We start from the raw sequence: 25,261 nt of genomic DNA, 5'->3' as shown, positions 1-25,261 counted from the left end.
AGGCCATGGATGGCCGGTGGCGGCGGCCCCACGCAGCAATGTCGGATTACGGGCATGCCGAGCCTAGGCGAGGCACCTAGTGGTGGGGCAAGAGCCTTTTGCTTACTTTTGGCTGGGCCGGCTTCCGGCTCCTTTCAAAAGTGAGGCGCTGTAAAAGCGCAACCAATAGAAGCAGTGAAAGCTGTAATGGATATGTACACCAAACTCCCACATAAAAGATATGTAGATTACCTATGCTTTTGCAGGAACTGATCCACTGCACCACGACAAGGTGAGCATGGCACTGGCATATCGCTTGCTTGGCTTAAGCTAATAGCAGCGTGCCAACGAGGGCCCGATGCATCGACAATGGCGTCGTTCCGTCTTTGCTTTTTGGCAAAGGATTGAACGACGCTTTTTTTATGAAAGATTTCTGCCAGCCTGGCTCGGGCACGCCCGCCCCACGCGCAGTTGTCGTGGCAGAGGACAGATGACACTTATGAACGAACCCACACGAAACCCGTTGGCCTGGGTAGCTGGCAGCGATGCGCCAGAGATAAACAGCCTGGATATCGGCTTCATGCCGCTGTCAGACAGCGCCTCCATAGTCGTTGCCGCTACGCAAGGCTTCGCCCAGCCTTATGGCCTGAGCCTGAACCTCAAGCGCCAGCCTTCATGGGCAAGCCTGCGGGACAAGCTGGTCAGTGGCGAACTGCACGCGGCCCACAGTCTTTACGGTTTGATCTATGCCGTGCAGTTAGGCATTGGCGGCAGCGCAGCCACCGACATGGCCGTGCTCATGGGACTGAACCAGAACGGTCAGAGCATCAACTTATCGCGTCCGCTACAGGAAGCTGGCGTGATCACTCCTGAGGCGCTGGATCAGCAAGTGCACCAAAGCGGCACAAAGCTGACCTTCGCGCAGACCTTCCCTACCGGCAATCATGCCATGTGGCTTTATTACTGGCTGGCGAGCCAGGGCATTCATCCCTTGCAGGATGTGACCAGCGTGGTTGTTCCGCCGCCGCGCATGGTCGAACATCTGCAAGCCGGTCGTATCGATGGTTTCTGTGTCGGTGAACCCTGGGGCGCCAGTGCAGTGGATCAGCAACTGGGCTTCACCTTCGCCACCACCCAGGCAATCTGGCCCAACCACCCGGAAAAAGTGCTTGGCTGCACCCGGGAATTTGTCGAGCAGAACCCCAACACCGCACGGGCATTGGTCATGGCCGTACTCGAAGCCAGTCGCTTCATCGAATCCAGCGACGAAAATCGTCGCAGCACCGCGCAATTGCTTAGCGGCGCGGATTATCTGGATGCTCCCGCCAGTTATATCGAACCCCGCTTGCTGGGTGATTACCGCGACGGCTTGGGTAACCAATGGCACGACCATCACGCTCTGCGCTTTCACGGCAATGGCGAAGTCAATCTGCCATACCTGTCCGACGGCATGTGGTTCATGACGCAGTTCCGCCGCTGGGGTTTGCTGCGTGAAGATCCGGACTACCTCAATGTCGCCAAAGGCGTTCACCAACTGGCGCTTTATCGTCAGGCCGCGGAGGCACTGGACATAACGGTTCCGACGGCAACGATGCGCAGCAGCCAACTGATCGACGGCAAGGTGTGGGATGGTTCAGACCCGGCTGGCTATGCCCGCAGCTTCAAACTTCACGCCATGGCCGACGCGGCCGCCGCCGTGACTCAATGAGGAGTTGACGATTATGCTGCGTATCCTCTTGATCAATGACACGGCAAAAAAAGTCGGACGTCTGAAAGCCGCGCTGAGTGAAGCGGGCTTTGAAGTAATCGACGAGTCCGGGCTGATTATTGACTTGCCCGCCCGGGTTGAAGCGCTTCGCCCGGATGTCATCCTGATCGACACTGAATCCCCCGGCCGCGATGTAATGGAACAGGTGGTGATGGTCAGTCGCGACCAGCCTCGCCCTATCGTGATGTTCACCGACGAACATGATCCGGGGGTGATGCGTCAGGCCATCAAGTCTGGTGTCAGCGCGTACATCGTCGAGGGTATTCATGCCCAGCGGCTGCAGCCGATCCTCGATGTGGCCATGGCCCGTTTTGAGAGCGATCAGGCCTTGCGTGCACAACTTCAGGCACGGGACCAGCAACTGGCCGAGCGCAAACGCATCGAGCTGGCCAAGGGGTTGCTGATGAAAATGAAGGAGTGCAAAGAGGAAGAGGCCTATACCTTGATGCGCCGCCAGGCCATGAGCAAACAGCAGAAACTGATTCAGGTGGCGGAGCAGATCATTGCGATGAGTGAGTTGTTGGGGTGAGTCGTAGTTTTGTGGATTTGAGGGAGCGTAGATTGGTCTGGGCGGCATTCCGGCGATAAGGCTGGACGCAAAATCACTTTAGATCGCGTGAACCTTATCGCGGGCAAGCCCGGCTCCCACAAGGGAATGCATTCCAAAATGAGTTGAAGGGTAAGATTTTTCCATCTGGCCCAGCTTTTGCTAGTTAATAAGCACAGGTAACCAACGGCGGTTGCCCCACTTTACGACAAAGACGTCGCACACCTCTTTCGCCAACGCGAATCGGGTTGCGGCGTTTTTTGCGTTTTGGTCCCAGTGATCGGGGTCGGTGGTGCTGCCGAGGTTATGGACGCCCCACCTGCAAGTCTCTCCAGCTTCAAGCCCTTACGTTTCGGGTCCGTGCCCGAGACAAAAGATCTTCCTTTTTGCAGATGAGGTGTTCAATGAATACAAGCTTCTGGAAGGCCGGCCATAAACCGACCCTGTTCGCCGCCTTTCTGTATTTCGATCTGAGCTTCATGGTCTGGTACCTGCTCGGCCCGATGGCCGTTCAAATTGCGACAGACCTTCAACTGACTACTCAACAACGCGGCCTGATGGTGGCCACGCCTATCCTGGCAGGCGCCCTGCTGCGCTTTGTGATGGGTATCGTGGCAGATCAACTATCGCCGAAAACCGCCGGGATCATCGGTCAGGTCATCGTAATACTTGCACTGTTCACTGCCTGGAATCTGGGCGTTCACACCTATGAGCAGGCGCTGTTGCTGGGCGTGTTCCTCGGCGTTGCCGGTGCATCGTTCGCCGTCGCGCTGCCGCTGGCTTCCCAGTGGTATCCAGCAGAGCATCAAGGCAAAGCGATGGGCATTGCCGGTGCAGGTAATTCGGGCACCGTGCTGGCCGCGTTGATTGCTCCGGTACTGGCTGCGGCGTTTGGCTGGAGCAACGTGTTCGGCTTTGCGGTCATCCCGCTGGTCCTGACCCTGATCGCTTTTTCGCTGATGGCACGTAATGCGCCGGAGCGCGCGAAACCCAAGTCCATGGGCGACTATCTCAAGGCGCTGGGTGATCGTGACAGCTGGTGGTTCATGTTTTTCTACAGCGTCACCTTCGGCGGTTTCATTGGCCTGGCCAGCGCCCTGCCCGGCTACTTCAACGACCAATACGGCCTGAGCCCTGTCACTGCCGGTTACTACACCGCAGCCTGCGTCTTTGGTGGCAGCCTGATGCGCCCACTGGGCGGTGCACTGGCTGACCGATTCGGCGGTATCCGCACCCTGGCGGGCATGTACGCGGTGGCTGCTATCTGCATCGCGGCCGTTGGTTTCAACTTGCCAAGTTCCTGGGCGGCACTGGCGTTGTTTGTTGCAGCGATGCTCGGTCTGGGTGCCGGTAATGGCGCAGTGTTCCAACTGGTGCCACAACGTTTCCGCAAGGAAATCGGCGTCATGACCGGCTTGATCGGCATGGCTGGCGGCATCGGTGGTTTCCTGCTCGCAGCCGGTCTGGGCTCGATCAAGCAACACACCGGTGATTATCAGATGGGCTTGTGGTTGTTCGCGTTTCTTGGCGTACTGGCGTGGTTCGGCCTGCTTAACGTCAAGCGTCGCTGGAGAACCACCTGGGGTTCGGCAGCAGTAACCGCTGCTCGCGTCTGAGTCGCTTGATGAGCTTGCAACTGAGCCTGGCTCAATTCAGCGCCAGTGGGCCGCGGGCGGAGAATCAGGACGCGATGCGCCTGGTGACTCCGGCCCCGGCCCTTGCCGCCAGCAAGGGCTATTTGTTTGCCCTTGCTGATGGCGTCAGTCAATGCGTTGATGGCGCCCTCGCCGCGCAATCAACCTTGCAAGCGCTGGCGCTGGATTACTACTCGACGCCGGAAACCTGGGGCGTCGCCCAATCCCTTGACCGGCTACTGCTGGCGCAGAATCGCTGGTTGCAGGCCAATGGCTTGCTAACCACACTCAGCGCCCTGGTGCTACGTGGCAGGCGCTTCACGCTGGCCCACGTCGGCGACTGTCGCGCCTACCGTTGGCACGAAGGAGTGCTGCAACGCATCAGTGAAGACCACGTCTGGGAACAGCCCGACATGCAGCACGTGCTCAAACGCGCACTGGGCCTGGATCAATACGTGGTCATGGATTATCTGGACGGCGAGCTGCGTGAGGGCGAACGCCTGCTGCTGCTCAGCGATGGTGTCTGGGCGACGCTGGGGGACGCCAGCATTCGCTCGATTCTCGCCGAACAGGAGGATCTGGATCGTGCCGTGCAGACGCTGGTCAGCGCCGCGCATCTGGCTGGCAGTCAGGACAACGCCAGCGCCGTGCTGATTCGCGTCGATGCGCTGGGTCAGGACGACCTTGGCGACGCGCTGATTCAGCTTCAACAATGGCCGCTGCCGCCAGTACTAAAGCCCGGACAAGCTTTCGAAGGCTGGCAGATAAACAGTCTGCTGGCCGAGTCTCGACAGTCGCTGCTGTATCGGGTCAGCGATGCGCAAAGCCGGCACTGGCTGCTGAAAACACTTCCAGGCAATCGCCATGACGAACCCGGTGCGGGCCAGGGATTGCTGCTGGAAGAGTGGTTTTTGCGCCGGGTTGCGGGACGCTTCTTTCCTGAAACCCATTCAGTACCAGATCGCCAACACCTGTATTACGTGATGCGTGAGCATCCGGGACGCAGTTTGTCTCAATCATTCAAAGAGCACGGCCCGGTCTCCGTGGCGCAATGGCTGGGTCATGCCACGCAACTGCTGCGTGCCGTGGGCTTGCTGCATCGGCGCAATATCATCCACCGGGACATCAAACCGGAAAACCTGCTGCTCGACGATAACGGCGAGTTGCGCCTGCTGGATTTTGGTCTCGCTTACTGTCCCGGCCTCTCCACACTGACGCCGGGCGAGTTGCCAGGCACGCCAAGCTTCATTGCACCTGAAGCGTTCAAGGGCGACGAACCCACTCCACAGCAGGATATTTACGCGGCGGGCGTCACCCTTTATTACCTGCTGACCGGGCATTACCCGTACGGTGAAATCGAAGCATTCCAGCATCGGCGCTTCGGTACGCCCACACCAGCCAGCCGGTACCGCCCGGACCTGCCCGACTGGCTGGATCACAATCTGAGCAAGGCACTGCAAGCTGATCCGCAACTGCGCTATGAAACCACAGAGCAATGGTTGCTGGAGCTCGAACAAGCCGAACACCGGCCAATGGTGAAACGCGCACAGCCGCTGCTGGAGCGTGAGCCGCTGAAAGTCTGGCGCACGGTTGCACTGGTTTCACTGCTGGTGAATCTGGTGGGGATTATCTGGTTGATGCGTCATTGAGCAGTGATTGCCCTGCAACGGTGCAATTCGCACCAAAGTGAGCAACTCGTTGATATACATCCTGTGGGAGCAGGGCTTGCCCGCGATAAGGTCGCTGCGGTCTAAAGTGAACAAAGTCCAACCCTATCGCGGGCAAGCCCTGCTCCGACAGTTTAGCCATCACATCATGCTCTATCTGGCACAACCCCTGCATATCTATCGTCAAGCAACTCACATCGCTACAGCCTTCAAAGACGAAGGCTGAGCTTCCCGAGAGAACGGGACCGGACAAAGGCGTCCTCGCTAGTTATCTAGCGGGACGCCTTTTTTGTTTGTGCAGGATTTGTCGAGCACCCTCTCGCGGGCTTCTCGGAGGCAAGATGAAAAAACTCAAGCTGGTGATGATTGGCAACGGCATGGCCGGAGTTCGAACGCTTGAAGAGCTGCTCAAACTCAGCGACGAGCTCTACGCCATCACGGTGTTCGGTGCCGAGCCGCATCCCAACTACAACCGCATCATGCTGTCTCCGGTGCTGGCCGGTGAACAGAAGTTCGAAGACATCGTGCTCAACGATCTGGAATGGTACTTGAGCAACAACATTCGGCTGCTGCTCAACCGCAGGGTCGTGAAAATCGACCGCGCGAAACGCCAGGTAATCGCCGACGACGGCACCGTCGCGCATTACGACCGCCTGCTGATCGCCACAGGCTCGACGCCCTTCATGCCGCCCATGCCCGGTAGCGCCCTCAGCGGTGTGATCGGCTATCGCGATATCGCTGACACACGAATCATGATTCATACCGCCAAGACGCGGAAACATGCGGTGGTGATCGGCGGCGGCCTGCTCGGCCTGGAAGCGGCAAACGGCTTGAAAATGCGCGGCATGGGCGTGACCGTCGTCCACATCGGCAAATGGCTGCTGGAGCGCCAACTGGACAAAACCGCCGGGCAATTGCTGCAAACCGCACTGGAATCCCGTGGCCTGCACTTTCGCCTGAACGAGCAGACCGAAGCGTTGCTGGATAACGGCAAAGGCGCGGTGAAAGCCGTGCAATTCAAAAATGGTGACGTGATCCCTGCCGACCTGGTGGTCATGGCAGCAGGCATTCGCCCGGCAACCGAGCTGGCAGAATTGGCTGGACTGCCCTGCAATCGCGGGATTCTGGTCAATGACACCCTGCAAACCTACGACCCGCGTATTTATGCCATCGGCGAGTGCGCAAGTCATCGCGGTACGGCCTACGGCCTGGTAGCACCGCTGTTCGAGCAAGCCAAAGTCTGCGCCAATCATCTCGCGCAACTGGGCTTCGCTCGCTACAAAGGTTCGGTCACTTCGACCAAATTGAAAGTGACCGGCATTGACCTTTTTTCTGCCGGGGACTTCATGGGTGGCGAAGGCACCGAAACCATCACTCTGCTGGACCCCATCAGTGGGCGCTATAAAAAACTGGTGATCAAAGACAACGTGCTGGTGGGCGCTTGCTTGTACGGCGATACCACGGACGGGGGCTGGTATCTGCGCCTGATCCGCAGCGGGCAATCAATCAGCGGACTACGTGACCAACTGATGTTCGGCGAAGCCACCACGCCGCAAAAGGACATCGCGCTATGCGCCTGACCAGCATCCCGGCGCCCGCGACGCAAACCACCGCATCCACCTGCTGCTATTGCGGGGTCGGCTGCGGCGTACTGATCGAACATGACGGACGCAACATCATCGGCGTCAGCGGAGATCCCGTGCACCCGGCTAACTTCGGCAAGCTGTGCAGCAAGGGTTCGACCTTGCACCTGACGGGCGACCTCAATGCCAGGGCGCTGTACCCGGAATTGCGCCTGAGCAAAAGTCTTGCGCGAGCGGTCACGGATTGGGACACCGCTCTGGATCACGCTGCTAATGTATTTGCCGAAACTATCCGCAAGCACGGACCTGACAGCGTTGCGTTCTATATCTCGGGGCAACTGCTGACCGAGGACTACTACGCGTTCAACAAGCTGGCCCGAGCGCTGGTAGGCACCAACAATATCGACAGCAACTCCCGCCTTTGCATGTCTTCCGCCGTGGTGGGCTACAAGCGCAGTCTGGGCGCAGACGCTCCGCCCTGTAGCTATGAAGATATCGAGCTGAGCGATTGCGTGATGATCGTCGGCAGCAACATGGCTTACGCTCATCCGATTTTATTTCGCCGCCTGGAAGAAGCGAAAAGCCAGCGCCCGGACATGAAAATTATCGTCATCGATCCACGCAGAACCGATACGTGCGATCTGGCGGGCATGCATCTGGCGATCAATCCCGGCACAGACGTGGCGCTGTTTCACGGGATCCTGCATCTGTTGCTGTGGGAAGGCTGGGTCGATCAGGATTTCATTGATCAGCACACCGAAGGCTACGCCGAACTGAAAAGTCTGGTGCACCATTACACGCCGCAAATGGTCGCGCAGACCTGCGGTATCTCGCGCCAACAACTCCACGACTGCGCGCAATGGATCGGTCAGGCCCCGAGCTTTCTGTCGCTATGGTGCATGGGCCTGAATCAGTCCACAGCGGGCAGCGCCAAAAACAGCGCACTGATCAACCTGCATCTGGCTACTGGGCAAATTGGACGTCCGGGTGCCGGGCCTTTTTCCCTGACCGGCCAACCCAACGCCATGGGCGGTCGCGAGACTGGCAGCCTGTCCAATCTGCTGCCTGGTCACCGGGAAGCCGCCAACCCCGAACATCGGGCCGAGGTCGCGCAGTACTGGGGGATCGATAAGCTGCCGGAAACAGCAGGCTTATCGGCCATCGAACTGTTCGATCAGATGCAGAATGGCAAAATCAAAGCCGTATGGATCGCCTGTACCAATCCGGCTCAGTCGCTACCTGATCAGACCCGGATTCGCGAAGCCTTGAGCGCCTGTCCATTCGTGATCCTGCAGGAAGCGTTCCGAACAACAGAAACTGCACGCTTCGCCGACCTGCTGCTACCCGCCGCGAGCTGGGGCGAAAAAGAAGGCTCGGTCACCAACTCCGAACGACGTATTTCTCACGTACGCAAAGCGATCGCCGCACCCGGCGAGACGAGGCCGGACTGGGCGATCACCGTTGATTTCGCCCAACGCCTCCAGGCTCGGCTGCAACCTGACGCAAAAGCGCTTTTTGATTTCCAGACGCCTCAGGCGCTGTTCGACGAATACAAGCTCCTGACCCAAGGCCGTGACCTGGATCTGTCCGGGATCAGCTACGACATTATCGACCAGCATGGCCCACAACAATGGCCATTCCCCGCAGGAGCAACCTGCGGTACGGCGCGGCTTTATCTGAACGGCCAATTTCCGACGCCATCAGGCAGAGCCCGATTCATCAGCGAACCGTACAGCGCAGCAAAAGAACTGCGTGACAGCCGTTTTCCGCTGACGCTGAATACTGGCCGTCTGCGCGATCAATGGCATGGCATGAGTCGCACCGGCACCGCTGCGCGCCTGTTCGGTCACGTCAGCGAAGCGGTAGTGAGCCTGCACCCGGAAGACCTGCATCGCTATCGACTGAAACCCGGTGATCTGGTCACCCTGAAAAGCCGACGCGGCAGCGTGATTGTACCGGTAGGCAGCGATGACGGCCTGCGGGCGGGTCATGCCTTCATGCCGATGCACTGGGGGGATCGTTTTCTCAAGGGCGGCGTGAATCTCCTGACACAGCCAGCCGTTGACCCCATCTCCAAACAGCCTGAGCTGAAGCATTCTGGCGTGCGCGTCGACAAGATCGACCTGCCATGGCGACTGTTTGTGCTGATAGAAGGTGATGTGCAACTCCGACTGGATGCCCTGCGCTCACTGTGTGACGAGTTTCCTTACACCAGCTTGAGTCTCGCCGGACGTGAGCGCTCTGCCCTTACCCTGCGTGCAGCCAGCAGTGAAGCACCTGCTCAAGAACTGCTTGACCGGATTGACCATTTACTGGGGCTGGATCACGGCCCGGTGCTGGCTTATGACGATGCCCATCGCGGTATCAGCAAACGCATTCGTCTGGATCAAGGTCGAGTCACCGCGATCCGTCTGGGCGGGGAAACGCTCGCCAGGGACTGGTTGCAAAGCTTGTGGCTCGATGGAAAGGAGATCGATGACGAGCTACGCCGCTGGTTGCTTGCCCCGATCAGCAGCGCTCCCGGTTCGAGCACTACCCAGGCAATCGGCAGCAAGACGTTGTGCAACTGCATGAACGTCAGTGAAAACGCGGTGTGCGATGCCATCGAAAAAGGTCTGGATCTGGGTCAACTGAAGGCACAACTGGGCTGCGGCACGATGTGCGGCTCCTGTGTGCCGGAAATCAAACGACTGCTGACGGCCGTCGCGGTCAATTAATGAGGTGTACGGCATGAGTGCAAAAGTCTGGCTGGTCGGCGCAGGCCCAGGTGATCCGGAGCTACTGACCCTCAAAGCTGTACGCGCTTTGCGAGAAGCGGATGTGGTACTGATCGACGACCTGGTAAACAGCGCCGTTTTAGAGCACTGCCCAGCCGCCCGAGTGATTGCAGTCGGCAAACGCGGCGGTTGCCGCTCTACACCGCAGGCGTTCATCCATCGGCTGATGCTTCGCTATGTGCGCCAGGGCAAATGCGTAGTTCGCCTCAAAGGCGGAGACCCGTGCATATTCGGCCGGGGTGGCGAAGAAGCCGACTGGATGAGGGCCCATGGGGTTGAGGTGGAACTGGTCAATGGCATAACCGCAGGCCTGGCGGGTGCGACGCAATGCGGTATCTCGCTGACGCTGCGCGGCGTCAGTCGCGGCGTAACGCTGGTGACAGCTCACACTCAGGATGACAGCACCCTGAACTGGCAAGCGCTGGCTCAAGGGGGAACAACGTTGGTCGTGTACATGGGCGTAGCAAAACTGGCAGAGATACGTGACATCCTGATCAGTGGCGGCATGTCGCTGAACATGCCGGTGGCAATGATCGAAAACGCTTCACTGCCTCAACAACGGGAATGCCGTAGCTCACTGGCAGAGATGCAACGGGATGCTGCGCTATTCGAATTGAAGAGTCCGGCCATTCTGGTGATTGGTACGGTCGCGGCGGGAACGGAGATGGATTTACTGCATCTGGCAGCAAGCAAAACGGCCTGATCTTTTCCCTCAAATCGCAGGCAAAGAAAAGCCCGGCCTAAGCCGGGCTTCTCTATTGAAGCGAGTAAAGCAGGCTAATTACTTAGCTTGTGCTTCAACTTCAGCTTCTACGCGACGGTTAACAGCGCGGCCAGCGTCAGTTGCGTTGTCAGCAACTGGACGGGATTCGCCATAACCAACCGAGTTTACGCGGCTAGCGCCAACACCGTACTGGTTAACCAGAACCTGTTTAACGGCGTTTGCACGACGCTCGGACAGTTTTTGGTTGTAAGCGTCAGGACCGACGGAGTCAGTGTGACCTTCAACAGTGGTGGTGGTTTGTGGGTACTGTTGCATGAAGTCAGCGAGGTTCTTGATGTCGCCGTAGCTGTTAGGCTTGACTACGGATTTGTCGAAATCGAACTTCACGTCCAGCTCAACACGAACCACTTCGGCAACTGCTGGGCAGCCATCAGCGTCAACAGTAACGTTGGCTGGGGTGTCCGGGCACTTGTCGACGTTGTCGCACACGCCGTCGTTGTCGCTGTCGGAGCAAACTTCAGCTACTGGAGCTGGTGCTGCTTCAACTTTCTTGGAGCCGCCACCGAAGTTTACGCCGATACCGACGCTAGGAGCCCACTCGGTGTCACCTTGGTCGATGTTGTACTGAGCTTCAACGCCAGCACGGGCATAGAAGTTGTCAGTGAAGTAAAGCTTGGCGCCGCCGCCAATGTTGGCGAAGGTAGAACCGTTACGGCCGCTGCGAGCGTCTTGACCGAGGCTTTGATCAGAGAAACCAGCCGAAACGTACGGACGCAGCATGTCGCCCGGGTTGTTGAAGTGGTACAGAGCGTCAAGGGCAGTGTTGGAACCTTTGATGTTCTTGCCGCTATCGCTGCGAACGTTGTGAACTTCGTCGTAACCCAGACGTACTTCTACGTCGTCGGTCAGGAAGTAACCAATCGAGCCGCCGAACAGGTTGCCGTCGTTTTTGAAGTTACGGGCGCTGTCGTAGTACTCTTTCTTGGCGAAGCCTTCGATTTCGACTGCGCCTTGGCCTTGTGCCAGAGCGCCGAAAGATGCCGCGGCAACAATAGTACCAATGGCCAAGCCCAAGGTGTTTTTCAGTTTCATCCGTTAAATCCCCATCTGGTGATTGTAAAGCAGTCCCGCAATAAGGGGACAACTCGTCGGCAAGTCTATCAGAACTTGCCTGGTTGTTAGAGATATTTGCATCGCCTTAAGTTTCGGTAATGCCTGCAAATTTCTCACGTAATTTATCTAAAGCCCGCTTGTAGCGCATTTTCGTTGCACTCAAGCCCATGTGCATGATGTCTGCGATCTCCTGGAATTCAAGTTCTGCAACAAAACGCAGGACCAGAATCTCCCGATCAATCGGGTTCACATGCACAAGCCAGCGATCAAGTCCGCCCCGTTCTTCAGGTTTTGGCGTCTTTTCTTCCGACGCTTCCTCAAGTGGATCCAGACTTAAAGCGTCCATCAAGCGACGCTTACGCCGTTCCTTCCTGTACTGCGTGATGCATTCGTTGTAAGTGATGCTGTACAGCCATGTTTTGAATTTCGATTTACCCTCAAAATTCTTCAAGCCATACAACACCTTAAGCATCACTTCCTGACAGACATCATCTGCATCGCGATCGTTCCCTAAATAACGTGCACAGACGTTAAAAAGTGTTCGTTGGTAGCGACGCATCAACTCTTCGTAGGCCCGCGTCACATGAAACAATTCGACGTGGGCGCGCGCGACCAGCTCCTCATCAGAGAGCTCGCTCGGGTCGTAGCGCATCGATAGCGGTTGAGGGTTATTCAAAACAAATCGTGCCGACAGTCAGGTCAATGGCCGCCACTGCCTTTGAAACGGCAATTTGTGGCGGCATAGAGTAGCAGGTTAGCCGCTTAACGGCTGCTCACTCGCTGCTCCAGAAGAACGCGGTTGGACAATGAAACCAACTCCCCGTCGTCTGTCAGCAGCGTGGTTTTCACCGTACCGATCTCTTCGATCTGCCCTTCGACATCGCCAATCCGCACCTCTTGCCCTACCTGATACAACTCCCGCACATAAATCCCTGCCAGTATTTGGCCAGCAAGCTCACGACTTCCCAACCCCATGGCCAGCGCAATTGCCAGACCAACGGTAATCAAAACGATCACAATCACGTGATTGAGCAGGTCAGTTTTGACTTCTAGCTGACTGATCGCGACCGAAATACTGATAATGATGACCAGACCCTGGGCGACTCTACCCAGTCCCGCAGCGTAATCAAGCCCTACTCCCTCGGCACCGCCTCGCACCAGGCCGTTGACCAGTTGCGCCAGTAGCACCCCAACCATCAGCACCAGTGCAGCACCAAATACCTTCGGCAAATACCCTGTCAACATGTCCAGCGTCGCGGAAACCCGCTCCAGCCCAAGCGATCCAGCCGCCGTTACCAGAAAGGTCAATAACACGAACCAGTAAACGATCTTGCCGATCAGGGTGGAAATTGGCACCTGAACGCCGGCACGGCTGATCAGCTTGGTCAGGCCAGTGCCTGCCATCAAGCGATCAAGACCGATTTTAGCGAGCAGCTTCGACAGCAAGGTTTCGAGCAGCTTGGCGACAACAAAACCGAGCAAAACGACGACAACTGCGCCCAACAGGTTCGGGATGAAAATTGCAACCTTGGTCCACAATGCGGTCATTGCGGCAACCAGACTCTGGGTCCAGACATCCAATTCCATGTTCAATCAGCCTTATCGACAGGACGAGCGGTAGAATTCTTTTTACGTGAAACCGGTGCAACATGGGCCGAGCCGTTGTTCAAAGCGATCATCATCGCTTCCGTCCAGCGGCCCAGCAGACTGAACAACACACCTGCGCCGACCTGGCGATTGGCGGTCTTCAGTACGCGACCAAGGCATGCATCATCATCCCGGCTGGAGGATGAAGATTTGAGCATGTCGCGCAATGATTCTTCAAACGGATCGTGCATAGGCACCTCTCGTAACGTCCAGTGAAGACGCATGCCGATTCGGACGAGTCACAAATCAGTCCCTGGACGCACCTTAAAAACTTAACACTAAACCCAGCGCAAGCGCCGGAACAACCACCACTGCCCTAAAGCCAGCGCGACGATCAATGCGCAGGCCACCAGAAATCCGTATGGGCTGTCAGAGCCGGGTATCCCGCCAACGTTGATACCCAGCAAGCCTGTCAGGAAGCTCATGGGTAGAAAAATTGCTGTGATGATGCCAAAGCGGTACATCGTGTGGTTCATCCGTTCCCGCAAACGCCGGTCTTCGGACTCCAGCACCAGCCCCACTCGCTCGCGGGTCAATTCAAGCTCTTCGAGATAACGCGTCAGGCTGTTGTTCAGCTCGTTCCAGTAATCAGCATCATCGTCAACGAACCACGGCAGTTTGCTGCGACTTAACTGCCCGTAAATTTCCCTCTGTGGAGAGAGGAAACGCCGCAGTCCCGCAGCCCGGCGACGAATATGCAGCATTTTGCCATGATCAGGGGTATACCGTTCGTCGGCATCTATCTTTTCTTCCTCTTCATCCACCGATTCGGTGAGGTCTCCCACTAGCGCCTGAACCTTGTCGGTCAGGTATTGAGCGAGATACAGGATCAGTTCGGACGCGGTTTTAGGGCCCTTGCCTTCGTTCAGTTGTTCAATCAGCTCGTCCGTGGCCCGCAGTGGTCGCAAGCGCAAGGAAATGACTTGCTGAGCTGCGGCAAAGATACGTACCGAGACCATGTCTTCCGGCTCAGCGCCGGGATTGAGATTGACCCCGCGTAGAAACAGCAGCAGCTTTTCGTCCGGCAGCGGCAGCAAGCGCGGCCGGGTATTTTCCTCGAGCAAAAGGTCGCAGGCGAACTCGCTCAGACCGCTGGCCGTACGCAGCCATGTGTGAGTTTGCGGATGACCGCGGTCCCAATGCAGCCAGACACTTTCGTGCGGCTGCAATTGCAGGCAATCCAGCTCGGTCCGAGCGATGAAACGTGCCCCGCCTTTACCATCCAAAACGAGGGCATGAACCAGCCCCCACTGCGCGTTTGTTTCGTCAAACATTAATACTTCGCTTATTCGGGCATTGTCAGAGGCGACGGTGAAACGATCACACCATTGTTGTCGGCATATACGTATTCCCCTGGACGGAACGTGACCCCGGCAAAGGTCACCACCACATTCAGGTCACCGATACCGCGCTTGTTGGTTCTCAGGGGATGACTGGCCAGAGCCTGTACACCCAGATCAGTTTGCGCCAGAACATCCACGTCTCGGATGCAGCCATAGATCACCATACCTTGCCAGCCGTTGCGCGCGGCCTTCTCGGCAATCATGTCACCGAGTAGCGCGCAACGCAGCGAACCGCCGCCGTCGACCACCAGTACCTTGCCCTTCCCGTCCAGCTCGGCCTGCTCCTTGACCAGCGAGTTGTCCTCGAAGCATTTGACGGTCACGATTTCGCCGCCGAATGAATCACGGCCACCAAAATTGCTGAACATCGGCTCAAGAACCTGAACCAGGTCCGGGTAAGCGTCGCACAGGTCGGGAGTGAGGTAATGCATGGTGGTACTCCTGTCAGTGAAAGATCAGCGTCTTATGATGTGTCTGCCTATGAACCGTAGCTCATAAGATCAAAACGTATCCAGCGTAGCGACCTTTAGCTGAACTGCATTTCGCATCCTGTGGAATCGCAATCTGCGCCCAGTGTAATACGTCGAAGTCACTCGCCAACGACCATCGGCGTTTGTGACAGCTCCTGTACAGGCACGCAGCCTTCGTTCAGCCATTGCGTAACCAGCGGCCAGACCTCGCGCTGGGCGGCTTTACTGACCAACATCTGTACGTGATCGAAATCCTGCGAGAAACCCTGCTCACGCCCAAGGCAGAGGAATTTGCGCTGTTGCGAGCCAATCTGATCAAAGAGTTTGCGGCACGCCCAGACCGGGTCTTGATGGTCGCCAAAGGCGGCAACCGCAAGCACCGGCACTTCAACGCCCGGCAAACCTGCCCACCAGTCCGTCTCGCGGTCACCGAAGCGGCCGAACATTCCATGCCAACGCATACTTTCCAGCACCAGACCGATGGGCTCATCCTCTGGACCCCGCTTGAAACGCGGGCCCGAAATGTGCTCGAACGGCTTCAACAGCATGCGCCCCGCCCACTGCACTGGCGGAATCTTCAGCGGCCAGTAATCACGACTGACCTGGCTGCCGAACAAGGCAACGGAGGCTGCACCAGGTGGGCCAAGATACTGCCCGCCCAGCGCAGCCGCCAGAGTGGTGCCGCCCAGGGAATGGCCGATCCAGTGCGGAATCTGCCCGCTCAGCTCCCGCACGAATGCCGCAATGGCGGGTACGTCATAGCGGGCGTAATCAGCGACACGATTGGAACGGTACGCCTGGTTACGCGCCGACAGACCGTGACCACGCATTTCCGGGATCCATACATCGAAACCGGCTCGCGCCAGATAGGCACCCAGGCCAATGCCTTTAGGGGAATACCAGAAGCGCCGGTTGGAAAAGCTGCCGTGCATCAGAATGACAGGCACACCGCGAACATCAGGCTGCGCGACCAGACCCAGCCGGGTCACCGCAATTTCGACGCTGTAATCGGGACTGTTGGCGGGCTTGAGGCGGTAAACGTCTTCGATCAGATCGCCACAACGCTCGGCGCTGATCAAAGCCACAGGAAAAAGAGTGCTGCTGCTTTGCATATTGCTCAAACAATCAAAGGTCGGTGTGAAAACCGTCCGTGGTAAACGTAAAAAAGCCCCGGCTCACCGAGATGAACCGGGGCTCCACTCAATCACATCAGACCGGGGCCTGAGCCTCAGCCAGGAAGAACCAGGTTTCCAGAACGGAATCCGGGTTCAACGAAACGCTTTCAATGCCCTGATCCATCAACCAGCGGGCCAGGTCTGGATGGTCCGATGGGCCCTGACCGCAGATGCCGATGTACTTGCCAGCCTTGTTACAGGCCTGAATGGCATTGGACAGCAGCTTCTTCACTGCAGGGTTACGCTCGTCAAACAGATGCGCGATAACCCCGGAGTCACGGTCCAGCCCCAGCGTCAGCTGAGTCAAATCGTTGGAACCGATGGAGAAACCGTCAAAGTACTCGAGGAACTCTTCAGCGAGGATAGCGTTCGACGGCAGCTCACACATCATGATCACGCGCAGGCCGTTTTCGCCGCGCTTCAGACCGTTCTCGGCCAGCAGATCAATGACCTGACTGGCTTCGCCCAGCGTACGCACGAACGGCACCATGATCTCGACGTTGGTCAGGCCCATTTCCTCACGCACACGCTTGAGGGCACGGCATTCCAGCTCGAAACAGTCGCGGAAGTTTTCGCTGATGTAGCGGGAAGCGCCACGGAAACCCAGCATCGGGTTTTCTTCTTCCGGCTCGTACATCTTGCCGCCGATCAGGTTGGCATACTCGTTGGACTTGAAGTCCGAGAGGCGCACGATGACCTTTTTCGGAGTAAACGCTGCGGCCAGGGTACTGATGCCTTCGACCAGCTTCTCGACATAGAAGCCAACCGGGTCGTCGTAACCGGCGATACGCTTGTCGACGCTGTCTTTGATGTCCTGAGGCAGGCTGTCGTAGTTGAGCAGCGCCTTGGGGTGCACGCCGATCATGCGGTTGATGATGAATTCCAGACGCGCCAGACCGACACCGGCGTTAGGCAATTGAGCGAAGTCAAATGCACGATCCGGGTTGCCGACGTTCATCATGATCTTGAACGGCAGCTCAGGCATGGCATCGACCGAGTTGGTCTTGATGTCGAAGCCCAGCTCGCCTTCGAAGATGTAACCGGTATCGCCTTCCGCGCAGGAAACCGTGACGCCCTGACCGTCCTGCAACAGTTGCGTGGCATTGCCACAACCCACGACCGCCGGAATGCCCAACTCACGGGCAATGATCGCCGCGTGGCAGGTACGACCGCCCCGGTTGGTGACGATGGCGCTGGCGCGCTTCATGACCGGTTCCCAGTCCGGATCGGTCATGTCGGAAACCAGTACATCGCCGGGCTGGACCTTGTCCATTTCGGACACGTCTCTGATGATGCGGACCTTGCCTGCGCCGATGCGCTGACCAATGGCTCGACCTTCCACCAGCACCGTGCCGGTTTCCTTCAGCAGGTAGCGCTCCATGACATTCGCCTGGGCGCGGCTCTTCACGGTTTCAGGACGCGCCTGGACGATGTACAGCTTGCCGTCATCACCGTCTTTGGCCCACTCGATATCCATCGGTGCCTTGTAGTGCTTCTCGATGATCATCGCCTGCTTGGCCAGCTCTGCGACTTCCTCGTCAGTCAGGCAGAAACGCGCGCGATCAGCAGGCTCGACGTCCACGGTTTTCACCGAACGCCCCGCCTTGGCTTCTTCGCCATAGATCATCTTGATGGCCTTGCTGCCCAGATTGCGCCGCAGGATGGCCGGGCGACCCGCTGCGAGGGTGCCCTTGTGTACGTAGAATTCGTCAGGGTTGACCGCGCCCTGCACCACCGTTTCACCCAGGCCGTAAGCGCCGGTGATGAACACCACGTCGCGGAAACCGGATTCGGTGTCCAGGGTGAACATCACGCCTGCCGTACCGGTTTCGGAGCGCACCATGCGCTGCACGCCCGCCGACAAGGCTACGAGCTTGTGATCAAAGCCCTGGTGAACACGGTAGGAAATGGCCCGGTCGTTGAACAACGAGGCAAACACTTCCTTGGCCGCACGGATGACGTTTTCAACGCCGCGGATATTAAGGAAGGTTTCCTGCTGCCCGGCAAAGGACGCATCGGGAAGGTCTTCAGCAGTGGCGGAAGAACGCACGGCAACGGCGAGATTCGGGTTGCCTGCCGACAGTTCGGCAAAGGCAGTGCGGATTTCGGCGTTGAGCTTTTCGGGGAACTCGGCTTCCATGATCCACTGACGAATCTGCGCACCGGTTTTGGCCAGCGCGTTGACATCGTCGACATCCAGAGCGTCCAGGGCTGCGTGGATCTGATCGTTCAGACCACTCAGCTCAAGGAAATCACGGTAGGCCTGGGCCGTAGTGGCGAAGCCACCGGGCACCGAAACGCCAGCACCTGCAAGGTTGCTGATCATTTCGCCGAGGGATGCGTTCTTGCCTCCCACATGCTCCACATCATGGACGCCGAGCTTATCGAGGGAAACTACGTACTCTACCAAGGTGATCTCTCCACTAACTGTGTTGTTGTTGGGAAAAGCTCAGTCTGGGTCGCCCCGCTACCGCGTGGCCCCGAACGCGTTCTGGCCTGGCCTCAAGCCGAAACCTGGAAAAAAGTTGTGAATGCCAACCACTCGGGCCCGCAAGCGCGCCTATGATATCCAACAATCGTCACCAGCTTAAGGCCAAAGGCGCAAATGAAACGATCTGCTTTTTTTATCTCCGACGGCACCGGGATTACCGCTGAAACCCTTGGCCAAAGCCTGTTAGCGCAATTTGAGAACATTACGTTCAACAAGTTCACCAGGCCCTATATCGACAGCGTCGAGAAAGCGCGGGCGATGGTACAACAAATCAACAATGCCGCCGACAAGGACGATGTCCGCCCGATTATCTTCGACACCATCGTCAATCAGGACATCCGCGAGATCCTGGCGACGTCCAACGGCTTCATGATCGACATCTTTTCGACCTTTCTGGCACCGCTGGAGCAAGAGCTTAGTTCACACTCCTCCTACTCGGTGGGCAAATCGCACTCCATCGGCCACAACTCCAATTACATGGAGCGGATTGAGGCGGTGAACTTCGCGCTGGACAACGACGACGGTGCCCGTACGCACTACTACGACAAGGCAGACATCATTCTGGTGGGCGTGTCGCGCTGCGGCAAAACCCCGACTTGCCTGTACATGGCCATGCAATTCGGCATCCGCGCCGCCAACTACCCGCTCACCGAAGACGACATGGAGCGCCTGCAACTGCCAAATGCGCTGAAGGAGCACCGTAGCAAATTATTCGGCCTGACTATTGATCCAGATCGTCTGACCGCCATTCGCCACGAACGCAAACCCAACAGCCGCTATTCCAGCTATGCCCAGTGCGAGTTCGAAGTTCGTGAAGTGGAAAGCCTGTTCCGCCGGGAAAACATCCCGCACATCAATTCCACCCATTTCTCAGTGGAAGAAATCTCGGCCAAGGTGCTGGTGGAGAAAGGGGTTGAGCGCAGGTTTAAGTAGGCCCGCGCCGCCCGCCTGCAGGAGCTTGCACGCGAGGCGGTGTGTCAGCAAAAAATCAATTGACTGATCTGACGCCATCGCGGGCAAGCGCGCTCCTACAGCACCTCATTCGCCTAACCCGGCACCCTCACCCAACCCTCCATCAACACCCTCGCGCTACGGCTCATGATGGCTTTGGTGACTTTCCATTCGCCGTTGCTCTGCAGCGCCTGAGCCCCGACCCGCAAGGTGCCGGACGGATGTCCGAAACGCACCGCCTCACGTTCAATGCCACCCGCTGCCAGATTGACCAGCGTGCCCGGGATCGCCGCTGCGGTACCGATGGCCACCGCAGCCGTCCCCATCATGGCGTGATGCAACTTGCCCATGGACATGGCACGCACCAGCAGGTCGATATTGCTGGCAGCTACCGGCTTGCCGCTGGAGGCGATGTAGTCAGCAGCTTCTGCCACAAACGCGACTTTCGGCGTGTGCTGGCGGGTTGCAGCTTCTTCCAGATACTTGATCAAGCCCATGCGCAGCGCCCCGTGGGCGCGGATCGCTTCAAACATGGCCAACGCTTTAGGGTCGCCATTGATATCGCCTTGCAATTCACAACCGCTGTAGCCGATGTCTCGAGCGTTAACAAAAATGGTCGGGATACCGGCATTGATCAGCGTGGCCTTGAACGTGCCAACACCTGGCACCTCCAACTCATCCACCAGATTGCCGGTAGGAAACATCGAACCACCACCGCCCTCTTCGTCGGCCGCCGGATCGAGGAATTCCAGCTGCACTTCGGCGGCAGGAAACGTCACGCCGTCCAGTTCAAAATCGCCGGTTTCCTGCACCGCTCCGTCAGTAATGGGCACATGGGCAATAATCGTCTTGCCAATATTTGCCTGCCATATCCGCACCACGACAACGCCGTTTTGGGGAACCCGCGAGGCGTCCAGCAGACCGCTGCTGATGGCGAACGGGCCGACGGCTGCCGAGAGATTCCCGCAATTGCCGCTCCAGTCCACGAAGGGCTTGTCGATGGAGACCTGACCGAACAGATAATCCACGTCGTGATCCGCCCGACTGCTGCGCGACACGATCACCGTCTTGCTGGTACTGGAAGTCGCAGCACCCATCCCGTCGATCTGCTTTTCGTAGGGATCGGGGCTGCCGATGACCCGCAGCAGCAAAGCATCGCGAGCCGCACCTGGCGCCTGCGCTGCTTCGGGCAGGTCAGCCAGCGTGAAGAACACGCCTTTACTGGTACCGCCGCGCATGTAGGTGGCGGGGATTTTTATTTGTGGTGCGCTTGCCATAAAAATTTGTCTCCATGCAATCGCGAGGCGAGCACCCAACCTGTGGGAGCGAGGCTTGCCCGCGATAAGGTATATGCGGTCTAAAGTGAATCGAGCTGGTCTGATCGTCGGAATGCCGCCCAGACCAAGCTCAGCTCCCACAATTGATCTGATTCCAAATCAAGATATGGGCGATCTTCAGGCTGTAGCCGCCTCGAGAAAATCCTGCGCAAAACGCTGCAACACGCCGCCCGCTTCGTAGATCGACACCTCTTCAGCGGTATCAAGACGGCAGGTCACCGGCACCTCGACTCGCTCACCATTCTTGCGGTGGATCACCAGCGTCAAGGTGCTGCGGGGAATACGCTCGCCGATCACGTCGTAGGTTTCGCTGCCATCAATGCCCAGCGTATGGCGATCAACACCCGGCTTGAACTCCAGCGGCAGAACGCCCATGCCCACCAGATTGGTACGGTGTATGCGTTCGAAACCTTCGGCAGCGATGGCTTCGACACCGGCCAGCCGCACACCTTTGGCTGCCCAGTCGCGGGAGGAGCCCTGGCCGTAATCTGCGCCCGCAATAATGATCAGCGGCTGCTTGCGCTCCATGTAGGTTTCAATCGCCTCCCACATTCGCGTGACCTGACCTTCCGGCTCGATACGTGCCAGCGAGCCCTGCTTGACCTTGCCGTCGATCAGCACCATTTCGTTGATCAGCTTGGGGTTGGCGAAGGTCGCACGCTGCGCGGTCAAATGGTCGCCCCTATGCGTCGCGTACGAGTTGAAGTCCTCTTCCGGCAGGCCCATTTTCGCCAGATATTCCCCGGCAGCGCTGTCGAGCATGATCGCGTTGGAAGGTGACAAGTGATCAGTGGTGATGTTGTCGCCGAGCACGGCCAGCGGACGCATGCCTTTCAATGGGCGAGCCCCCGCCAGTGCACCCTCCCAATACGGCGGACGTCGAATGTAAGTGCTTGGCGCACGCCAGTCATAAAGCGGTTTGACCCGCTCACCGTCGTCGGCCTTGATCTCGAACATAGGGATGTAAACCTGACGAAACTGATCCGGCTTGACGCTGGCTTTGACCACCGCGTCGATTTCCTCGTCACTCGGCCAGATGTCTTTCAACGTGACCGGATTACCTGCCTTGTCGATGCCGAGAACATCCTTCTCGATATCGAAACGAATAGTGCCAGCAATCGCATAGGCCACCACCAGGGGCGGTGACGCCAGGAAGGCCTGCTTGGCATAAGGATGAATGCGCCCGTCAAAGTTGCGGTTACCGGACAATACCGCCGTGGCGTACAGATCCCGGTCGATGACTTCCTGCTGAATGACCGGATCCAGCGCGCCGCTCATGCCGTTGCAGGTGGTGCAGGCAAAACCGACGATGCCAAAGCCCAAAGCTTCCAGTTCCGGCAGCAGATTGGCTTCTTCAAGGTACAACTGCACCGCCTTCGAGCCTGGCGCCAGAGACGATTTGACCCAGGGTTTGCGCGTCAGGCCAGCGGCATTGGCGTTACGCGCCAACAAGCCCGCAGCGATCACGTTGCGTGGGTTGCTGGTGTTGGTGCAACTGGTGATTGCCGCGATGATCACCGCGCCGTCGGGCATCAGGCCCGGCTCGTTTTCTACGACGCCAGAAATTCCCAGCGCGGCCAATTCGGAAGTTGGCACCCGGCGATGAGGATTGGAGGGTCCAGCGATATTGCGTACGACGCTGGACAGGTCGAATTTCAGCACCCGCTCGTACTCGGCGGTTTTCAGACTGTCGGCCCACAGACCAGTCTGTTTAGCGTAGATTTCGACCAGCCTGACTTGCTCGGGATCGCGCCCGGTCAGGGTCAGGTATTCCAGGGTTTGCTGATCGATGTAGAACATCGCCGCAGTCGCGCCGAATTCAGGCGTCATATTGGAGATAGTCGCCCGATCGCCCAAGGTCAGTGCATTAGCGCCGTCGCCGAAAAACTCCAGGTAAGAAGACACGACTTTTTCGGCCCGCAGAAACTCGGTCACGGCCAGCACGATGTCGGTTGCGGTAATGCCGGGCTGACGTTTGCCCACCAGTTCAACGCCAATGATGTCTGGCAGGCGCATCCACGACGCCCGGCCGAGCATGACGCTCTCGGCTTCAAGCCCGCCGACGCCAATGGCGATCACACCCAGCGCGTCCACATGAGGCGTATGACTGTCGGTACCGACTAATGTGTCCGGAAATGCCACGCCCTCCAGTGCATGCACCACAGGCGACATTCGCTCCAGATTGATCTGGTGCATGATGCCGTTGCCGGGCGGGATAACATCGACATTCTTGAAGGCTTTTTTGGTCCAGTTGATGAAGTGAAAACGGTCTTCGTTGCGGCGATCTTCAATCGCCCGGTTACGTTCGAAGGCGTCAGGCTCGAAACCGCCATGCTCAACCGCGAGGGAATGATCGACGATCAACTGCGTCGGCACCACCGGATTGACCAGTGCTGGATCGCCACCTTGTAGAGCAATGGCGTCACGCAGGCCGGCCAGGTCAACCAGCGCCGTCTGGCCAAGAATGTCGTGACACACCACTCGGGCCGGAAACCACGGGAAGTCCAGATCGCGCTTGCGCTCGATCAGCTGTGAAAGAGATGCACTCAGGGTTGCAGGATCGCAGCGCCGCACCAGATTTTCCGCCAGCACTCGCGAGGTATATGGCAAGCCGTCGTAGGCGCCGGGTTTGATGGCATCGACTGCTTCACGAGCATCGAAGTAGTCCAGTGAGGTGCCGGGCAAGGGTTTGCGGTGTTCTGAATTCATGGCGCAGGGCCTCAATCACGGAAATGGTGGGAGCTCTTGTAAGGGGCAACAAACTCATCTCACTCTGTAGGAGCTGCCGAAGGCTGCGAAGCGTTCATCTGACACAACGCCATCGCAGCCTTCGGCAGCCCCTACAGGTCCAATGTTTGCCGCGAAACAGCGCGGTGCCATGGACACCAGGGCAGCCCTTACCTGAACATTTTTATAATCAGCGTTTTTCGATGCTCACAAAACTACGCTGCTCCACGCCGATATACTCGGCGCTGGGTCGAATGATGCGGTTATTGGCACGCTGTTCGAACACGTGCGCCGCCCAGCCAGTCAGGCGTGAGCAGACGAAAATCGGCGTAAACAGTTTGGTCGGGATACCCATGAAGTGGTACGCCGAGGCATGGTAGAAGTCGGCATTGGGAAACAGCTTCTTCTGCTCCCACATGGTTTTGTCGATGGCTTCAGACACTGGGTACAACACCGTGTCGCCCGCTTCATCGGCGAGTTTTTTCGCCCAACCCTTGATCACTTCATTGCGTGGATCCGACTCTTTATAGATCGCGTGACCAAAGCCCATGATCTTGTCTTTGCGCTCCAGCATGCCCAAGGTGCCTTTGATAGCGTCTTCGGCGGAATCAAAACGCTGAATCATCTCCATGGCCGCTTCATTGGCGCCGCCGTGCAACGGACCGCGCAACGTGCCAATCGCCGCCGTGATGCATGAGAACAGATCGGACAGAGTCGAGGCACAGACCCGCGCCGTGAAGGTCGAGGCATTGAATTCGTGCTCTGCGTAGAGGATCAGGGAAACGTCCATGACCTTGCGATGCAGGTCACTGGGTTTCTTGTCCAGCAACAGATGCAGGAAATGCGCGCCAATAGAGTCCTCGTCGGTCACGCAATCAATCCGCTTGCCGTCGTGGCTGAAGCGATACCAGTAACACATGATTGCCGGGAAGGCCGCGAGCAGGCGATCGGTTGAATCGCGCTGTTGCTCGAAGCTGGTTTCCGGCTCCAGCGTGCCCAGCATCGAAGCGCCGGTGCGCATGACATCCATGGGGTGGGTATCAGCAGGGATCCGCTCGAGGACTTCCTTCAAGGCTGGCGGCAGGTCACGGAGGTTTTTCAGCTTCGCCAGGTAGCTATCCAGTTGCGCCAGAGTCGGTAGCTCGCCATACAACAACAGGTAGGCAACTTCTTCAAAACGCGCCTCGGCAGCCAGCTCTTTTACGTCGTAGCCCCGGTAGGTCAAACCGGCACCAGTCTGGCCCACGGTAGACAAGGCAGTCTGCCCGGCAACCTGACCACGCAGGCCCGCGCCGCTTAATACTTTTGCTTCAGCCATTGCTCTCTCC

19 protein-coding genes and 1 pseudogene are annotated in these 25,261 nt (G+C 57.9%); 9 read left to right on the top strand and 11 right to left on the bottom strand.

Annotation, left to right across the window (positions count from 1 at the left end; translation table 11 throughout):
• Positions 1-478 precede the first annotated feature (478 nt).
• From RX972_RS17210 to cobA, 7 genes and pseudogenes are all read left to right on the top strand, one after another.
• Positions 479-1,687 carry a CmpA/NrtA family ABC transporter substrate-binding protein gene (locus RX972_RS17210; protein ID WP_122397361.1) on the top strand — a complete coding sequence of 403 codons (1,209 nt, stop codon included), beginning with the start codon at positions 479-481 and terminating at the stop codon, positions 1,685-1,687.
• Between the two features lie 13 nt (positions 1,688-1,700).
• Positions 1,701-2,276 carry an ANTAR domain-containing response regulator gene (locus RX972_RS17205; protein ID WP_027902728.1) on the top strand — a complete coding sequence of 192 codons (576 nt, stop codon included), beginning with the start codon at positions 1,701-1,703 and terminating at the stop codon, positions 2,274-2,276.
• Positions 2,277-2,698: 422 nt separating this feature from the next.
• Positions 2,699-3,910 (top strand): nitrate/nitrite transporter, encoded by a 1,212-nt coding sequence (locus RX972_RS17200; protein WP_122397362.1) that lies wholly within the window; start codon positions 2,699-2,701, stop codon positions 3,908-3,910.
• 8 nt (positions 3,911-3,918) lie between these two features.
• Entirely contained in the window at positions 3,919-5,577 is a 1,659-nt protein-coding gene (locus RX972_RS17195; RefSeq protein WP_316877355.1) for a bifunctional protein-serine/threonine kinase/phosphatase, read from the top strand.
• 359 nt (positions 5,578-5,936) lie between these two features.
• A pseudogene (locus RX972_RS17190) lies at positions 5,937-7,136 on the top strand (NAD(P)/FAD-dependent oxidoreductase); the annotation flags it as partial.
• A 29-nt stretch (positions 7,137-7,165) separates the two neighbouring features.
• Entirely contained in the window at positions 7,166-9,895 is a 2,730-nt protein-coding gene (locus tag RX972_RS17185; RefSeq protein WP_316877354.1) for a molybdopterin-dependent oxidoreductase, read from the top strand.
• A gap of 13 nt (positions 9,896-9,908) precedes the next feature.
• Positions 9,909-10,658: a uroporphyrinogen-III C-methyltransferase gene (cobA, locus tag RX972_RS17180; RefSeq protein WP_316877352.1), complete on the top strand. Its 750-nt coding sequence runs from the start codon at positions 9,909-9,911 to the stop codon at positions 10,656-10,658.
• A gap of 78 nt (positions 10,659-10,736) precedes the next feature.
• Here cobA and RX972_RS17175 read toward each other — a convergent pair whose 3' ends face one another.
• From RX972_RS17175 to ppsA, 8 genes are all read right to left on the bottom strand, one after another.
• Positions 10,737-11,771, bottom strand: coding sequence for an OmpA family protein (locus tag RX972_RS17175; protein WP_027902734.1), 1,035 nt, complete (start codon positions 11,769-11,771; stop codon positions 10,737-10,739).
• Between the two features lie 106 nt (positions 11,772-11,877).
• On the bottom strand, positions 11,878-12,468 hold the full coding sequence (gene sigX, locus RX972_RS17170) for an RNA polymerase sigma factor SigX (protein WP_027902735.1): 591 nt from the start codon (positions 12,466-12,468) through the stop codon (positions 11,878-11,880).
• 86 nt (positions 12,469-12,554) lie between these two features.
• A complete protein-coding gene (locus RX972_RS17165; RefSeq protein ID WP_316877349.1) occupies positions 12,555-13,379 on the bottom strand; it encodes a mechanosensitive ion channel family protein in 825 nt (274 codons plus the stop codon).
• 2 nt (positions 13,380-13,381) lie between these two features.
• A complete protein-coding gene (locus RX972_RS17160) occupies positions 13,382-13,630 on the bottom strand; it encodes a hypothetical protein (RefSeq protein WP_027902737.1) in 249 nt (82 codons plus the stop codon).
• 87 nt (positions 13,631-13,717) lie between these two features.
• Positions 13,718-14,713, bottom strand: a complete 996-nt coding sequence (locus RX972_RS17155; protein ID WP_122704648.1) for a zinc transporter ZntB — start codon at positions 14,711-14,713, stop codon at positions 13,718-13,720.
• A gap of 11 nt (positions 14,714-14,724) precedes the next feature.
• Positions 14,725-15,213, bottom strand: coding sequence for a ribonuclease E activity regulator RraA (gene rraA / locus RX972_RS17150; protein WP_122397575.1), 489 nt, complete (start codon positions 15,211-15,213; stop codon positions 14,725-14,727).
• 158 nt (positions 15,214-15,371) lie between these two features.
• Positions 15,372-16,364, bottom strand: coding sequence for an alpha/beta fold hydrolase (locus RX972_RS17145; RefSeq protein WP_316877344.1), 993 nt, complete (start codon positions 16,362-16,364; stop codon positions 15,372-15,374).
• Between the two features lie 97 nt (positions 16,365-16,461).
• On the bottom strand, positions 16,462-18,837 hold the full coding sequence (ppsA, locus tag RX972_RS17140) for a phosphoenolpyruvate synthase (RefSeq protein WP_099268661.1): 2,376 nt from the start codon (positions 18,835-18,837) through the stop codon (positions 16,462-16,464).
• Here ppsA and RX972_RS17135 point away from each other — a divergent pair.
• Positions 18,784-18,993, top strand: coding sequence for a hypothetical protein (locus tag RX972_RS17135; protein WP_049827198.1), 210 nt, complete (start codon positions 18,784-18,786; stop codon positions 18,991-18,993). The genes ppsA and RX972_RS17135 overlap by 54 nt on opposite strands.
• A 39-nt stretch (positions 18,994-19,032) precedes the next feature.
• The gene (locus RX972_RS17130; protein WP_027902742.1) at positions 19,033-19,851 is read left to right on the top strand and encodes a pyruvate, water dikinase regulatory protein; all 819 of its coding nucleotides are present in this window, start codon (positions 19,033-19,035) and stop codon (positions 19,849-19,851) included.
• Positions 19,852-19,964: 113 nt separating this feature from the next.
• Here the strand turns inward: RX972_RS17130 and prpF are convergent, their stop codons facing one another.
• From prpF to prpC, 3 genes are all read right to left on the bottom strand, one after another.
• The gene (prpF, locus tag RX972_RS17125) at positions 19,965-21,146 is read right to left on the bottom strand and encodes a 2-methylaconitate cis-trans isomerase PrpF (protein ID WP_316877341.1); all 1,182 of its coding nucleotides are present in this window, start codon (positions 21,144-21,146) and stop codon (positions 19,965-19,967) included.
• Between the two features lie 177 nt (positions 21,147-21,323).
• Complete coding sequence (acnD, locus tag RX972_RS17120; protein ID WP_316877339.1) at positions 21,324-23,915, bottom strand: Fe/S-dependent 2-methylisocitrate dehydratase AcnD; 2,592 nt, start codon at positions 23,913-23,915, stop codon at positions 21,324-21,326.
• Positions 23,916-24,123: 208 nt separating this feature from the next.
• Positions 24,124-25,251, bottom strand: a complete 1,128-nt coding sequence (gene prpC, locus RX972_RS17115; RefSeq protein WP_316877337.1) for a 2-methylcitrate synthase — start codon at positions 25,249-25,251, stop codon at positions 24,124-24,126.
• Between the last annotated feature and the right edge of the window lie 10 nt (positions 25,252-25,261).

This window comes from Pseudomonas syringae group sp. J309-1 (assembly GCF_032582135.1).
Classification (GTDB): domain Bacteria; phylum Pseudomonadota; class Gammaproteobacteria; order Pseudomonadales; family Pseudomonadaceae; genus Aquipseudomonas; species Aquipseudomonas quasicaspiana.
The sequence above is the reverse complement of the archived record's forward strand: the minus strand, read 5'-3'. Positions and strand labels throughout refer to the sequence as shown.

Excerpts from the sequence above, each read along its gene's own strand:
- RX972_RS17210 (WP_122397361.1), top strand. The coding sequence starts at position 479 with ATGAACGAACCCACACGAAACCCGTTGGCCTGGGTAGCTGGCAGCGAT.
- RX972_RS17205 (WP_027902728.1), top strand. The coding sequence starts at position 1,701 with ATGCTGCGTATCCTCTTGATCAATGACACGGCAAAAAAAGTCGGACGT.
- RX972_RS17200 (WP_122397362.1), top strand. The coding sequence starts at position 2,699 with ATGAATACAAGCTTCTGGAAGGCCGGCCATAAACCGACCCTGTTCGCC.
- RX972_RS17195 (WP_316877355.1), top strand. The coding sequence starts at position 3,919 with ATGAGCTTGCAACTGAGCCTGGCTCAATTCAGCGCCAGTGGGCCGCGG.
- RX972_RS17185 (WP_316877354.1), top strand. The coding sequence starts at position 7,166 with ATGCGCCTGACCAGCATCCCGGCGCCCGCGACGCAAACCACCGCATCC.
- cobA (WP_316877352.1), top strand. The coding sequence starts at position 9,909 with ATGAGTGCAAAAGTCTGGCTGGTCGGCGCAGGCCCAGGTGATCCGGAG.
- RX972_RS17175 (WP_027902734.1), bottom strand. The coding sequence starts at position 11,771 with ATGAAACTGAAAAACACCTTGGGCTTGGCCATTGGTACTATTGTTGCC.
- RX972_RS17165 (WP_316877349.1), bottom strand. The coding sequence starts at position 13,379 with ATGGAATTGGATGTCTGGACCCAGAGTCTGGTTGCCGCAATGACCGCA.
- RX972_RS17160 (WP_027902737.1), bottom strand. The coding sequence starts at position 13,630 with ATGCACGATCCGTTTGAAGAATCATTGCGCGACATGCTCAAATCTTCA.
- RX972_RS17155 (WP_122704648.1), bottom strand. The coding sequence starts at position 14,713 with ATGTTTGACGAAACAAACGCGCAGTGGGGGCTGGTTCATGCCCTCGTT.
- rraA (WP_122397575.1), bottom strand. The coding sequence starts at position 15,213 with ATGCATTACCTCACTCCCGACCTGTGCGACGCTTACCCGGACCTGGTT.
- RX972_RS17145 (WP_316877344.1), bottom strand. The coding sequence starts at position 16,364 with ATGCAAAGCAGCAGCACTCTTTTTCCTGTGGCTTTGATCAGCGCCGAG.
- RX972_RS17135 (WP_049827198.1), top strand. The coding sequence starts at position 18,784 with ATGCTCCACATCATGGACGCCGAGCTTATCGAGGGAAACTACGTACTC.
- RX972_RS17130 (WP_027902742.1), top strand. The coding sequence starts at position 19,033 with ATGAAACGATCTGCTTTTTTTATCTCCGACGGCACCGGGATTACCGCT.
- prpF (WP_316877341.1), bottom strand. The coding sequence starts at position 21,146 with ATGGCAAGCGCACCACAAATAAAAATCCCCGCCACCTACATGCGCGGC.
- acnD (WP_316877339.1), bottom strand. The coding sequence starts at position 23,915 with ATGAATTCAGAACACCGCAAACCCTTGCCCGGCACCTCACTGGACTAC.
- prpC (WP_316877337.1), bottom strand. The coding sequence starts at position 25,251 with ATGGCTGAAGCAAAAGTATTAAGCGGCGCGGGCCTGCGTGGTCAGGTT.